This is a genomic window from Alcaligenes sp. HNGD-HTN06, assembly GCF_049932565.1.
Classification (GTDB): domain Bacteria; phylum Pseudomonadota; class Gammaproteobacteria; order Burkholderiales; family Burkholderiaceae_B; genus Alcaligenes; species Alcaligenes ammonioxydans.
In genome coordinates this window covers 2,852,539-2,865,998 of sequence record NZ_CP187782.1, presented here as the reverse complement: position 1 = coordinate 2,865,998, position 13,460 = coordinate 2,852,539, and the positions used below count along the sequence as shown (strand labels likewise).

Genomic DNA, 13,460 nt, shown 5'->3' with positions numbered 1-13,460 from the left:
CTTGCGCGACTCAAGGATTAACGCGGCGACGAATGCGCACGCCTAAGATAGACCCGGCAAAGGCCAAGGCAAACCAGACCCAGCCATGGATGCTGGCCGAGGCAATGCCTCCCAGAAAGGCGCCCACATTGCAGCCAAAAGCCATGCGCGCGCTGTAGCCCATGACCAGACCTGCAATTGCCCCGACCCATAGGGTGCGGGAATTGGGTGATTTGAAGTTGGCAGGGTGGTTCCAGCGAGAAGCAGCCATGGCGCCCAGGATCAAGCCAAAGTTGGTGACCGAAGTAACGTCAGCCAAGACGGGTTCAGCCAGGCGTTGTGCATGAGGAGCTACGCCCCAGAATGCATCGCCGACAGGGGACCAGCCCAATGCCGAAAACACTTTGGCGCCCCATAGCCCGATACCGTAGACGATACCCCAGGGCTGGCCGGCCACGATCATGTGGATGGCGTACAAGACGGCCAGCAGCAAGGCCCCCATCCACCAGCGCATTTCCCATTTTGCCGGTGGGCTCTTGTGCTCGTTCTGATGGCGGCGTGCGCCTCGAGCGACCAGCCAGGATACGGCGGCGCAGCCCAGCACGGTGATGAGCAAGGCCGTGGGCCACCCCAAGGAAGTGTTCAGGTCAATGGCGGGCAAGCCACCCAAGGCGATCCAGCCCGGCTGGTGTGAGGCACCCAGAAAGCTGCCTATGGCAAAGGTGGGCAGGACGGCGAAAGAAATGGGTGCGCCAGCACCTGCTTTATACAGGGTGCCCGAACCGCAGCCATCAGCCAGTTGCATGGCTGCGCCGAATAGAAAAGCGCCCAGCACCAGGCTAATGGTCAAGGGAGCAATCGCGCCGACCAGTTCGCCACCACTATCGGCGATCAAGGGCAGGGTGAAGGCGGCAGCCAAGACCAGCAGGAGCATTTGTGCCCAGATGCCTTGAGGATCTCGACGCTCGATATAGTTGCGCCAGCCGGTCGTGAAACCGAAACGGGCTCCTTGCAGCACGGCTCCAAAGCCGATGCCCAACAAGGCAAGCAGCCCTTGGCGCAGGCCCCCTACCAGTGCGACCCCGACAACCAGGGCCAGGCTGGCCAGGATAAAGCCCAGTCTAGTTAGATAAAGCATGATCGAATACCAACTCGTTAATTTAGGGCGCGCTTGGCATCGAGTTTCAGGACCTCAAAGCGTGAGGGCTGGTTATCCATAGGCAAGTTGCTGCGGCTCCATTCCACCACCGATTCAGGATAGAGCTTCACATTCGGGTTGCCAGCCAGCTCGGACAGGACAAACCAGTTAGTGGCCGCCCAGTGCCCGGTGTTGCAGAACGAGACAGTGGGTTTGTCATTCAGCCCTTGCTCTTTGACGATTGCCACGATTTCGCTGGTGTCTTTCAGGATAGGTTTGTCGCTTCGAAAGAAGCTGTTGAAATCCAGTTCCCGTGCGCCCGGCAAAGTGCCGTAACGAGCGGCGGCGTCAACACGCTTCTCACCGTTGAAAAATTCGCTGGGGCGAGCATCCAGCAAGACTGGGGCTTGGCCGTTCTTGATGTAGTCGGCCACTTCCTGTGTGCTGACAATCATGTCCTTGTTGTAGTGGTAGCTGAAGTCGGTAGGGGTGATGGTGGGCGTGTCTTTGCTGAGTGGTTTACCTTCGGCTTCCCAGGCTTGCAGGCCGCCGTCCAGAATGGACAACTGTGTCAGGCCTCCAGCTTTCAAGGTCCAGTACACACGCGCCGCTGCGCCAAAGTCTGTGGGGTTGGCCCCTGCGTACGTGACGACCACATAGCTGTCTGGGGAGATTCCTGCTTTGCTGAAAAGAGCCGACAGGTCAGCCTCGGGGCGCAGCGCGCCTGCGTTTTCGGCTGGGCCGCGATAGGCGCCGTAAGGGGTGTGAACAGCGCCGGGTACATGGCCCGCTTCGTATTCCTTATCTGTACGGATATCTAGAATACGCAGGTTTTTCTGGTCCAGCTGGTTTGCCAGGTCGGTAGCTGAAATCAGCGGGGCTGGTTTGGAAGCCCCTTCGGCTGCGCTTGGTTCTGCGGACACAGACGGTGTCAGAACCGTGCTGAAGGCAAATGCCAGGGAGATGAGGAGAGGTCTGATCATTATTACTCACTTGAGTAAGCAGGGTGCTGCTTAGAGGATTAAAGGCATAAGGAATGGTAATGAACGCAGCGACAGAAAATAACAATGAATTGGGGATTAGCTTATTGCTTGGAGGTGTAAGGGGGGCGGTCTATCTATATAGAGTAGAGAGGAAGGGGGGCTTCGCTTGGAGTTCGCCTTGGGGGCGATTGTGTTTATGTGATTGGGTCTATCTATCAGGTCAGTGTGTCTTTGTTTTCTCTCCTTATAGAGCGTGTCTACAGAGAGGCAGCTTTATAGATGAGAGAAGGCAGAGCGGTTTTTATAAGAGAGGGGGTATGTGTTTGGTGTTCTCATGGATGGAGACTTAGAGACTTAGAGACTTAGAGACTTAGAGACTTAGAGACTTAGAGGCAAAGAGGCAAAGAGGCTGAGACTCAGAGGGACTTTGAAGGGCATTGAGGGATAGAGGGGGCAAGGACTGGATTACCGCTTGGGGAGGCCCGTCTCCTATATGCATATAGGAAGTAGAGTCGCAGTGATGAACGATTTATCTATATAGAGGGTGGCTTTCATCGTTCCAGCCGTTCCGCATAGGTCGCCACTCGGAGCCCTGGGGCAGGGTGTTGAGGCGGACTACTTGCCGGCGCAACACGCCGGTCCCCTTGTCCGAGTCACCATCGGGGAGCAGTCTGAACTCTCACAGCGATTGGTCCCCCGGACCAATCACAAACCTTGGGCTCAAACAGCAGACTGCTTGTAACCCCGATCGCAACTCCGACTGCGGCAAGTCGTCTGACTCGACCCAACACCTTTTTCCGGGGCTCCGAGCGGCTAACAGTCCTAAATAGTGCTCGGTCTTGGAGGTCACTCAAGTTTCTATTTATATACAGACACTACTAATTGGAGTGGAGGGGCTGCTGCCGTGCTCTTGCAGCCGTTCCTTTGCTGGGCCGCCATCTATATATTTCTCCTTCTCAGTATTTCCTCCAGCAAGCAAGCAAGCAAGCAAGCAAGCAAGCAAGCAAGCAAGCACTAGGACTGGTGACGATCGTGGGGAGGGTATTTACTTTCCCTCTATATAGAGGAGGGAGTGGTGAGAGGCAGAAGAATATCCGGCGATTCTTCACGACAGAAATAGCTGCTTAGGCCATGATCTGAGTCTAGGGATGGGCTGGCGCGCTACCAGGGGAAAAACCGAAAGTTAATCTAAAAATTATTTTTAGGGTGATTCTTCATAGTTATCAATTAGCTACCTCGTTTTGCAGGGTTTGCTCTCTTCAAATATCCAGAAAAATGCCAAAGAAAGCTTGCAAAGCCAAATTTCATCGTGCTATAGTTCTTTTCTCGCTGCAGCACACACAGGGTTTTCCCTCAAAGCGCCGCAGAGAGCAGTTAGACAAGATTCACCGCCTTGGCCAAGAGGCCCGCAACGAAACTTGCTTGACTGAGTCAGGTAACTGACACGGTGTAAAACCCGGGGCTTGACAAATCAGAAAATTCTGTGTTAAAGTTCTAGGTTCTGCTCCAGAGAATGCAACGTTAAGTTTTTAGCTGGTTGTAAACAGCGCTGAAAATTTACCCTTGTTTGTGAAGTTGAATGGTTGGCCTTACGGTTGATTGTTCGCCGGGTAGTTCGGAACGAAAGTTCTGGTTTAAGCGGGACGAGTTGGACGGTTTTAAAACTTTCTAACTTCTTCAAAAAAACGCTTGACACACTGCCTGATCTGCTTCATAATCTCGTTTCTCTGCTGCTAACACAGCAAGGCACGAAGCGCCAAGCGCGACGAGCCAGCCGGGTTAGTCAGTAGAACGACAGGCAACTGTCACTGCTCTTTAACAATTAACAGCCGATAAGTGTGGGCGCTTGGAATGAGCGAGTCGAACCCTTCGGGGATCGCCACAAGTTTGTATCAAGTGCTCACAAACGAAAGATGAAGAATTACCTTGTGTAACTCTGAATTTTTCTTTGAGACACAATCGGTCTCGTCGCAAGACGGGACAACCACAGAGATTAAACTGAAGAGTTTGATCCTGGCTCAGATTGAACGCTAGCGGGATGCTTTACACATGCAAGTCGAACGGCAGCACGAGAGAGCTTGCTCTCTTGGTGGCGAGTGGCGGACGGGTGAGTAATATATCGGAACGTGCCCAGTAGCGGGGGATAACTACTCGAAAGAGTGGCTAATACCGCATACGCCCTACGGGGGAAAGGGGGGGATCGCAAGACCTCTCACTATTGGAGCGGCCGATATCGGATTAGCTAGTTGGTGGGGTAAAGGCTCACCAAGGCAACGATCCGTAGCTGGTTTGAGAGGACGACCAGCCACACTGGGACTGAGACACGGCCCAGACTCCTACGGGAGGCAGCAGTGGGGAATTTTGGACAATGGGGGAAACCCTGATCCAGCCATCCCGCGTGTATGATGAAGGCCTTCGGGTTGTAAAGTACTTTTGGCAGAGAAGAAAAGGTATCCCCTAATACGGGATACTGCTGACGGTATCTGCAGAATAAGCACCGGCTAACTACGTGCCAGCAGCCGCGGTAATACGTAGGGTGCAAGCGTTAATCGGAATTACTGGGCGTAAAGCGTGTGTAGGCGGTTCGGAAAGAAAGATGTGAAATCCCAGGGCTCAACCTTGGAACTGCATTTTTAACTGCCGAGCTAGAGTATGTCAGAGGGGGGTAGAATTCCACGTGTAGCAGTGAAATGCGTAGATATGTGGAGGAATACCGATGGCGAAGGCAGCCCCCTGGGATAATACTGACGCTCAGACACGAAAGCGTGGGGAGCAAACAGGATTAGATACCCTGGTAGTCCACGCCCTAAACGATGTCAACTAGCTGTTGGGGCCGTTAGGCCTTAGTAGCGCAGCTAACGCGTGAAGTTGACCGCCTGGGGAGTACGGTCGCAAGATTAAAACTCAAAGGAATTGACGGGGACCCGCACAAGCGGTGGATGATGTGGATTAATTCGATGCAACGCGAAAAACCTTACCTACCCTTGACATGTCTGGAATGCCGAAGAGATTTGGCAGTGCTCGCAAGAGAACCGGAACACAGGTGCTGCATGGCTGTCGTCAGCTCGTGTCGTGAGATGTTGGGTTAAGTCCCGCAACGAGCGCAACCCTTGTCATTAGTTGCTACGCAAGAGCACTCTAATGAGACTGCCGGTGACAAACCGGAGGAAGGTGGGGATGACGTCAAGTCCTCATGGCCCTTATGGGTAGGGCTTCACACGTCATACAATGGTCGGGACAGAGGGTCGCCAACCCGCGAGGGGGAGCCAATCTCAGAAACCCGATCGTAGTCCGGATCGCAGTCTGCAACTCGACTGCGTGAAGTCGGAATCGCTAGTAATCGCGGATCAGAATGTCGCGGTGAATACGTTCCCGGGTCTTGTACACACCGCCCGTCACACCATGGGAGTGGGTTTCACCAGAAGTAGGTAGCCTAACCGCAAGGAGGGCGCTTACCACGGTGGGATTCATGACTGGGGTGAAGTCGTAACAAGGTAGCCGTATCGGAAGGTGCGGCTGGATCACCTCCTTTTAGAGCGAATGGCTCGCAAAGCGAAAGCGTCCACACTTATTGGCTGTTAGTTTATGTCATGACCATTGAAGGTATCGCCCACTGGTGATAGATGGGTCAGTAGCTCAGTCGGTTAGAGCACCGTCTTGATAAGGCGGGGGTCGTTGGTTCGATTCCAACTTGACCCACCAACGATTACCTCGGGGGATTAGCTCAGCTGGGAGAGCACCTGCTTTGCAAGCAGGGGGTCGTCGGTTCGATCCCGTCATCCTCCACCACCGCTTTTATAGGTGGTTGTCGATACAGCAAGGTCCATGACAGAGTATAGGGCACAGACAAACAACGGTTTGCCTGGCGCTAGATTCAACGAAGAGTGTTCTTTTTAAAGAATACTGCTCGTTGGGTTATGCAACCCACGAATTGCTCTTTAACAATTAGGAAGAAGCACAACGAAGGTGTGTTGTCTAATAAACGCAAGACGATTAGTCGACTTGTGATGACAATACACGGGTTGTGATTGCAACAGAACAAATTATGTTCAACGAAAGTTCTCAAAAATATAGACGTTGTCTGATCTTCGGATTAGATAACAGCTAAGGATTGATGAACGGCAACAACGTATACTCATATTCCTATAACAGCACCAAGCGTTATAGGATCAAGCGAATAAGTGCATATGATGGATGCCTTGGCGATCACAGGCGATGAAGGACGCGGTAGCCTGCGAAAAGCTACGGGGAGCTGGCAAACAAGCTTTGATCCGTAGATGTCCGAATGGGGAAACCCACCGTAGTAATACGGTATCCCATGCTGAATACATAGGCATGTGGAGGCGAACCGAGTGAACTGAACCATCTCAGTAACTCGAGGAAAAGAAATCAACCGAGATTCCGGAAGTAGTGGCGAGCGAAACCGGACCAGCCTGGATGTTTTAGCGTATTGAATAGTCGAATGGAATGGAAAGTCTAGCCGTAGCAGGTGATAGCCCTGTAGGCGAAATTCAGTACGTGGAACTAAGCATCGAACAAGTAGGGCGGGACACGTGAAATCCTGTCTGAATATGGGGGGACCATCCTCCAAGGCTAAATACTCGTGATCGACCGATAGTGAACCAGTACCGTGAGGGAAAGGCGAAAAGAACCCCGGAAGGGGAGTGAAATAGATCCTGAAATCGTATGCATACAAACAGTAGGAGCACCTTCGTGGTGTGACTGCGTACCTTTTGTATAATGGGTCAGCGACTTACATTCAGTGGCAAGCTTAACCGAATAGGGGAGGCGTAGCGAAAGCGAGTCCGAATAGGGCGATTCAGTCGCTGGGTGTAGACCCGAAACCAGGCGATCTATCCATGGCCAGGTTGAAGGCACGGTAACACGTGCTGGAGGACCGAACCCACTAATGTTGAAAAATTAGGGGATGAGCTGTGGATCGGAGTGAAAGGCTAAACAAGCCTGGAGATAGCTGGTTCTCTCCGAAAACTATTTAGGTAGTGCCTCGTATATTACTGCCGGGGGTAGAGCACTGTTATGGCTAGGGGGTCACAGCGACTTACCAACCCATGGCAAACTCCGAATACCGGCAAGTACAGTACGGGAGACAGAGCACCGGGTGCTAACGTCCGGACTCAAGAGGGAAACAACCCAGACCGCCAGCTAAGGTCCCTAACTATGGCTAAGTGGGAAACGAAGTGGGAAGGCATAGACAGTCAGGAGGTTGGCTTAGAAGCAGCCATCCTTTAAAGAAAGCGTAATAGCTCACTGATCGAGTCGTCCTGCGCGGAAGATGTAACGGGGCTAAGCCATAGACCGAAGCTGCGGATGTGTACTTTTAGTACACATGGTAGGAGAGCGTTCCGTAAGCCTGTGAAGGTGTTCCGTGAGGAATGCTGGAGGTATCGGAAGTGAGAATGCTGACATGAGTAGCGATAAAGGGGGTGAAAAGCCCCCTCGCCGTAAGTCCAAGGTTTCCTGCGCAACGTTCATCGGCGCAGGGTGAGTCGGCCCCTAAGGCGAGGCAGAGATGCGTAGCTGATGGGAAGCGGGTTAATATTCCCGCACCGTCGTAGAGTGCGATGGGGGGACGGATTGCAGAATGTTATCGGGGTGTTGGATGTCCCCGTTGGCGCATCATAGAAGGCACTTAGGCAAATCCGGGTGCGTAATTCAAGGGTGTGACTGGATAGAGCTTCGGCTCTAAACTAACTGGAAGCAGTTCCAAGAAAAGCCTCTAAGCTTCAGCTCTACGAGACCGTACCGCAAACCGACACAGGTGGACGGGATGAATATTCCAAGGCGCTTGAGAGAACTCAGGAGAAGGAACTCGGCAAATTAATACCGTAACTTCGGGAGAAGGTATGCCTCATTAGTGTGATGTGCCTGCGCACAAAGCATGAAGAGGCCGCAGTGAATCGGTGGCTGCGACTGTTTACTAAAAACACAGCACTCTGCAAACACGAAAGTGGACGTATAGGGTGTGACGCCTGCCCGGTGCCGGAAGGTTAAGTGATGGGGTGCAAGCTCTTGATCGAAGCCCCGGTAAACGGCGGCCGTAACTATAACGGTCCTAAGGTAGCGAAATTCCTTGTCGGGTAAGTTCCGACCTGCACGAATGGCGTAACGATGGCCACACTGTCTCCTCCTGAGACTCAGCGAAGTTGACATGGTTGTGATGATGCAATCTCCCCGCGGCTAGACGGAAAGACCCCATGAACCTTTACTGTAGCTTTGCATTGGATTGTGAACCGGCCTGTGTAGGATAGGTGGGAGACGTTGAAGCGTGGTCGCCAGATCGCGTGGAGTCATCCTTGAAATACCACCCTGGTCTGTTTGCGGTTCTAACCTAGGTCCCTTATCGGGATCGGGGACCGTGCATGGTGGGCAGTTTGACTGGGGCGGTCTCCTCCTAAAGTGTAACGGAGGAGTTCGAAGGTACGCTAGAGACGGTCGGAAATCGTCTTGATAGTGCAATGGCATAAGCGTGCTTGACTGTGAGACTGACAAGTCGAACAGGTACGAAAGTAGGACATAGTGATCCGGTGGTTCTGTATGGAAGGGCCATCGCTCAACGGATAAAAGGTACTCTGGGGATAACAGGCTGATACCGCCCAAGAGTTCATATCGACGGCGGTGTTTGGCACCTCGATGTCGGCTCATCTCATCCTGGGGCTGTAGCCGGTCCCAAGGGTATGGCTGTTCGCCATTTAAAGAGGTACGTGAGCTGGGTTTAAAACGTCGTGAGACAGTTTGGTCCCTATCTGCCGTGGGCGTTGGATACTTGACGGAGCCTGCTCCTAGTACGAGAGGACCGGAGTGGACGTACCACTGGTGTATCGGTTGTCATGCCAATGGCATTGCCGAGTAGCTACGTACGGAAGAGATAACCGCTGAAGGCATCTAAGCGGGAAACTCGTCTGAAGATTAGGTATCCCGGGGGCTTGACCCCCCTGTAGGGTCGTCCGAGACCAGGACGTTGATAGGCTGGGTGTGGAAGTGCAGTAATGCATGTAGCTAACCAGTACTAATTGCCCGTGTGGCTTGATCCTATAACCCTTGAGGTTGTAGTGAGTTAAGTTGTTGACCACAGAACGTAATATTGAAGTGCAGCGCAACCCGCGCTTGACACCTTCGTAACCGCTGCTAGTTGATCCGTACTGATCGCTGGCAGTGTGCTTCTTCCAATTGGCTGGGACGTCCCCTAAAGACGGCCCGGCAACCAGTTACGCTTGACGACCATAGCAAGGTGGTCCCACACCTTCCCATCCCGAACAGGACTGTGAAACGCCTTTGCGCCGATGATAGTGGACGGACGTCTGTGAAAGTAGGTCATCGTCAAGCTCTTATTGCTCAAAACCCCCGCAAGTATCCCTTGCGGGGGTTTTGTTTTATGGGTCGCCACCGCATCGGCGACGGACACACCTGAACGATGCTGATCGTCTGGCCCCTGGGCTACGACTTCAGGCGTACCCCACCCCCTCCCCAAGCCCGTTCTGGGCACCGCTTATCCCTGCTTGTTGCAGACTACGCCTTTTGGCCCAAGCCGATGGGGTCAGTTATTGCGTATGCTTCCTGGGCTTGAGAGTTGATGTTGAGTCCTCTGCGGGTGCTACCTGCTCGATGGCAGCCCTACGAGGGGCGGGTTCAGCCTTAGCGGCTTGCTGAACCTCAGCCTCTCGCATCAAGCCGTTGTCTATCTGCCGGGTGATCGCGGCACTCCTCAGAGGCGACGGGTGCCCTTAAGCCTCAAGGGCGAAGGCGTCTCCCCTGGGTCTGCCTCTTGCTCGCGCTGACCGCCCCTAACTAGGCCCACCGCCCTGAGTACGCTCCTCCCTGCGCTCACCCCACCCACATCAACAATCGTACAAGTGACATCCTGATGCAGTTAGAAGTTGGAGCTTGGGGCATCAACAAGCTGATATGCACCGCTTGGGCATGCTGCTTGAGCATATAGGTACGGTCAGGTTTACTGCCGATTGTTTGCTTCTGCAAAGGTCATGGTGGTAGCTCAGCCACTGTCATACGGTTAATCGCCAAAGTATGGGTAAAATAGTTCGGTATAGTTATCGATAATGCTTGTTTCAGGAGAACCGAATGACTCAGCCCATTAGCCCCGAGCTCGAACCAGGCTTGTCGCTGCGCAAGATCACGCACATCTGCTATGGCTTGTTTTCTCTGGCTATGATTAGTGCAGGTATCTTCGGTGCAGCGGCTGTGGCAGCTGTAATTCTGGCCTACGTCAAGCGTGGTGACGCATCGGGCACGATCTATGCCAGTCATCTGGACTGGCTTATCAAGACGTTCTGGTGGGGCCTGTTGTGGATGGTTTTGAGCGCCTTGCTGACATCCATCTTTATCGGTTGGGTTACCGCCGTGGTGGCTCTGGTCTGGATGATTCACCGTCTGATCAAAGGCTGGTTAGCCTTGGCGGGTGGGCAGGCTTTAGGTCACGACTATTAAAGTGACACCATCCTTTCCAAGGATTTGCCCCTGATCGGGTGAAAAGTAAAAAAGGTGCTCTGATGAGCACCTTTTTTTGTACGTGTAGGCGGGTGTTGGTGCGTGCTTGACCCGTGTGGAGAGGCAGGTCCGACAGGCTTTTGTCTGCTGAGCCGGTATCAGGGTGCCAACAGGTGAACCTGCTCGATATGCATATGGTGCATGCACTCGCGCAGTAGCAGAAGATAGATTCCAAGATTCTGATTATTGATCAGCTCATGGATATTTTCCAAGGAGCCTGCATTCACCATCTTCAGGCTGATGGCTCCTTGGCTGGCGGCGGCATACAGCGTGAACAGATCATCAATCATGTCGCGACTCAAGATGTGCTGTTCGCTGCCTTGAGCTTCATTAAGCCAGACGCCCAGATCTTCGGCGTACTCTCCCGTCGCAAACACCATGAATTGGCGCAGGTCCAGACTGGCTGGCATGATCGCGTCTTCCACAAGCTCAATACCATGTTCCAACTGAGCCTCACGGGAGTGAGAGTTGGTAAAACAGTGGGATAGCAACTGGGTGCCACTCAGTTCTGGAAAATGCTCGGTGTGAACAGGCACGCCTTTATGAGCCAGGCTTATTTCCGCATGGTCGCTTGCGAAATCCAGGACGGCCACTTGGGCCTGAGGGTGGGCGGCTTGCAAATTTTGCAGCACTACAGCGGTGCTGGCTGGCGGTGATGGTCTGGAGCTGTTTGACATACTTATCCTTAAACGTATTTAATCCGCTGCTTCTTGCTCTCCTGCCTGCTTGAATAGCGCCAAAGCAAGATGCCGTTGGGTATCGTGATCCACAATCGGGGCCGGGTAATGTTGGCCCAGGCGAAATGCCAAGGGAAGTTGTTTGGCTTGCCAAGGTGCGTGAATCGCCTGTTTATCCAAGGACGCCAATTCAGGAACATAGCGTCGTATGAACTGTCCCTCTGGGTCAAATTTACGCGATTGGGTGATGGGATTAAAGATGCGGAAGTACGGTTGGGCATCACAGCCGGTAGAAGCGGCCCATTGCCAGCCCCCCACGTTGGAAGCCATATCGTAATCAAGCAGTTTTTGGGCAAAATACTGTTCTCCCCAGCGCCAGTCTATCAACAGGTCTTTCACCAGAAAGGACGCACTGATCATGCGCAGGCGGTTATGCATATAGCCTGACTGATTCAATTGGCGCATGGCGGCATCAACAATCGGGTAGCCGGTTTGTCCGTCCTTCCAAGCCTGGAACCAGTCGTCGCGGTTAGGAAAAGGAAGGTTCTTATAAGCTGGCTTGAAACTTTCTTGTGCGGTTTCGGGGTGATGCCACAGGAATTGTTGGTAGAACTCGCGCCAGATCAACTCGCTCAGCCAGGTAGCTGCGCCTTCGGAGTCGCTGGGCCAAGCCAGTGCTACTGCCTGACGGATGGACAGTGTGCCGAAGCGCAGGTGCGGAGCCAGGTAAGAGACACCCCGTTTGGCTGGGAAGTCTCGGCGTTCGTGATAGGCGTGAATTCTTGGTTCGAACTGCTGCAGCAGGGTCTGTGCACCTTGCCAGCCCGCAGGGCTGAGTAGTTTGGTGCGAGCTTCCTCGTGAAAACCCAGCTCCTTCAAGCACGGAAGTGCCTGAGCGGGAAGTGGTGCCCATTGCCCCTGTGAGCAGTCATACGCCTGTATATCGCTTGGCTGAATACGCGCCAGCCAGTTGCGCTTGTAGGGAGTGAATACGGTATAAGGCTGCTTTTGCTGTGTCAGAATCTCATCGCGTGCAAAGATTACCTGGTCTTTGAACAGCTTTAGCACTCGGCCTTGAGCGGCAAGGGACTGGCTGACTGCGTGATCCCGTGTCAAGGCGGCCGGCTCGTAGTCCTCATTGGCATAAACAGTCTGTGCATTCAGATGGTTTGCCAGCAAGGGAATTTGCTGTACCGGGTCGCCGTGAACGGTAATCAGCTCGCTGCCATGTTGGCGCAGTTGCTCCTGGAGGGATTGCAGACTGTCGAGAATGAACGCGACGCGCACGTCATCGGCCGGCAAGGAGTCCAGGATGGTGCGGTCAAAGACAAAGACACAGGCAACGGGCAGTCCGCTTTGTAAGGCGTGGTGCAAGGCAGCGTGATCCTGCAGGCGCAAATCACGACGCAGCCAGCACAGTACATGGGGCGTTTGGATGGTTGGGGTAGGCAGTGAAATCGACATGAAGACGGTAAAACAGAAGGCCGGATGCCGCAGGATGAAAAAGGGCCGCGGCTGAAAGCTCAGCGGCGCGGCCCGATAGTGCCAGAGGTGCCTGGGCACCCCTTGCTTATTTCAGGTGAGCGCTAACCAGCTTGGTCAGTTCAAACATGGAGACCTGATCCTTGCCGAACAAGGGACGCAGTTTGGCGTCGGCATTGATGTTGCGACGGTTCTTGGGGTCTTGGAGATCGTGCTTCTTGATGTATTCCCAGATTTTCTTCGTAACTTCAGTACGCGGCAGCGCGTCGGAGCCAATCACCGCAGCCAGTGTTGGGCTAGGAGTGAGTGGTTTCATGAAGGCTGCATTGGGTTTGCGGGTAGCAGGCTTTTTTTCAGTGCTGGCCATGAACGGAACTCCTGAGAAACGAGTTGAAGGGGCGGGTTATGCGCTAGGGCACGACTTGTCTGTCAGCATACCGTGATACTCCCTGTACGTCCAAGCCCTTTGTGAGCCTGCGCTTTGCAGGTCTGTAAGCAGATTTTCCCGTGTTTACGGGCAAGGGCAGGACAGGCTGCGGCCAGGCTCAGGATTGCCGTGTCTGTCATGCGCGGCACGGGTAGCTGTAGCATAATGATGGATTCGGCCTGCTGGAAGGCAATGGTGATGCCCGTCGCTTGCATAACGCGTCAAAGCGCGGGTTCTTTGTTTGAGATTGA

The 13,460-nt window shown here is 53.6% G+C and carries 6 protein-coding genes, 2 tRNA genes and 3 rRNA genes; 6 read left to right on the top strand and 5 right to left on the bottom strand.

Going from position 1 to position 13,460, the window contains the following annotated elements:
• Positions 1-10 precede the first annotated feature (10 nt).
• Positions 11-1,117: a YeeE/YedE family protein gene (locus ACOZ42_RS13145; protein WP_003805567.1), complete on the bottom strand. Its 1,107-nt coding sequence runs from the start codon at positions 1,115-1,117 to the stop codon at positions 11-13.
• A gap of 17 nt (positions 1,118-1,134) precedes the next feature.
• A complete protein-coding gene (locus tag ACOZ42_RS13140) occupies positions 1,135-2,100 on the bottom strand; it encodes a sulfurtransferase (protein WP_426345240.1) in 966 nt (321 codons plus the stop codon).
• A 1,995-nt stretch (positions 2,101-4,095) separates the two neighbouring features.
• Here ACOZ42_RS13140 and ACOZ42_RS13135 point away from each other — a divergent pair.
• The 6 genes from ACOZ42_RS13135 (at position 4,096) to ACOZ42_RS13110 (ending at position 10,563) form a co-directional block, all read left to right on the top strand.
• Positions 4,096-5,632: ribosomal RNA gene (locus ACOZ42_RS13135) — 16S ribosomal RNA — on the top strand.
• 93 nt (positions 5,633-5,725) lie between these two features.
• Positions 5,726-5,802 (top strand) — tRNA-Ile (locus tag ACOZ42_RS13130).
• Between the two features lie 11 nt (positions 5,803-5,813).
• A tRNA-Ala gene (locus tag ACOZ42_RS13125) sits at positions 5,814-5,889 on the top strand.
• Between the two features lie 378 nt (positions 5,890-6,267).
• Positions 6,268-9,152 (top strand): 23S ribosomal RNA (locus ACOZ42_RS13120).
• Between the two features lie 179 nt (positions 9,153-9,331).
• Positions 9,332-9,444, top strand: a 5S ribosomal RNA gene (rrf, locus tag ACOZ42_RS13115).
• Together the 16S, 23S and 5S rRNA genes with 2 tRNA genes alongside form the textbook arrangement of a ribosomal RNA operon.
• A 753-nt stretch (positions 9,445-10,197) precedes the next feature.
• Positions 10,198-10,563: a DUF4870 family protein gene (locus ACOZ42_RS13110; protein ID WP_426345239.1), complete on the top strand. Its 366-nt coding sequence runs from the start codon at positions 10,198-10,200 to the stop codon at positions 10,561-10,563.
• 158 nt (positions 10,564-10,721) lie between these two features.
• Here the strand turns inward: ACOZ42_RS13110 and ACOZ42_RS13105 are convergent, their stop codons facing one another.
• The 3 genes from ACOZ42_RS13105 to ACOZ42_RS13095 form a co-directional block, all read right to left on the bottom strand.
• Positions 10,722-11,300, bottom strand: a complete 579-nt coding sequence (locus ACOZ42_RS13105) for a hypothetical protein (protein ID WP_051010451.1) — start codon at positions 11,298-11,300, stop codon at positions 10,722-10,724.
• A gap of 18 nt (positions 11,301-11,318) precedes the next feature.
• Positions 11,319-12,764, bottom strand: coding sequence for a cryptochrome/photolyase family protein (locus ACOZ42_RS13100; protein WP_426345238.1), 1,446 nt, complete (start codon positions 12,762-12,764; stop codon positions 11,319-11,321).
• Positions 12,765-12,870: 106 nt separating this feature from the next.
• Positions 12,871-13,149: an SWIB/MDM2 domain-containing protein gene (locus ACOZ42_RS13095; RefSeq protein WP_003803072.1), complete on the bottom strand. Its 279-nt coding sequence runs from the start codon at positions 13,147-13,149 to the stop codon at positions 12,871-12,873.
• Positions 13,150-13,460 lie beyond the last annotated feature (311 nt).

Bases quoted from the DNA above. Each gene is read 5' to 3' on its own strand.
- ACOZ42_RS13145 (WP_003805567.1), bottom strand. From the start codon at position 1,117: ATGCTTTATCTAACTAGACTGGGCTTTATCCTGGCCAGCCTGGCCCTG.
- ACOZ42_RS13140 (WP_426345240.1), bottom strand. From the start codon at position 2,100: ATGATCAGACCTCTCCTCATCTCCCTGGCATTTGCCTTCAGCACGGTT.
- ACOZ42_RS13110 (WP_426345239.1), top strand. From the start codon at position 10,198: ATGACTCAGCCCATTAGCCCCGAGCTCGAACCAGGCTTGTCGCTGCGC.
- ACOZ42_RS13105 (WP_051010451.1), bottom strand. From the start codon at position 11,300: ATGTCAAACAGCTCCAGACCATCACCGCCAGCCAGCACCGCTGTAGTG.
- ACOZ42_RS13100 (WP_426345238.1), bottom strand. From the start codon at position 12,764: ATGTCGATTTCACTGCCTACCCCAACCATCCAAACGCCCCATGTACTG.
- ACOZ42_RS13095 (WP_003803072.1), bottom strand. From the start codon at position 13,149: ATGGCCAGCACTGAAAAAAAGCCTGCTACCCGCAAACCCAATGCAGCC.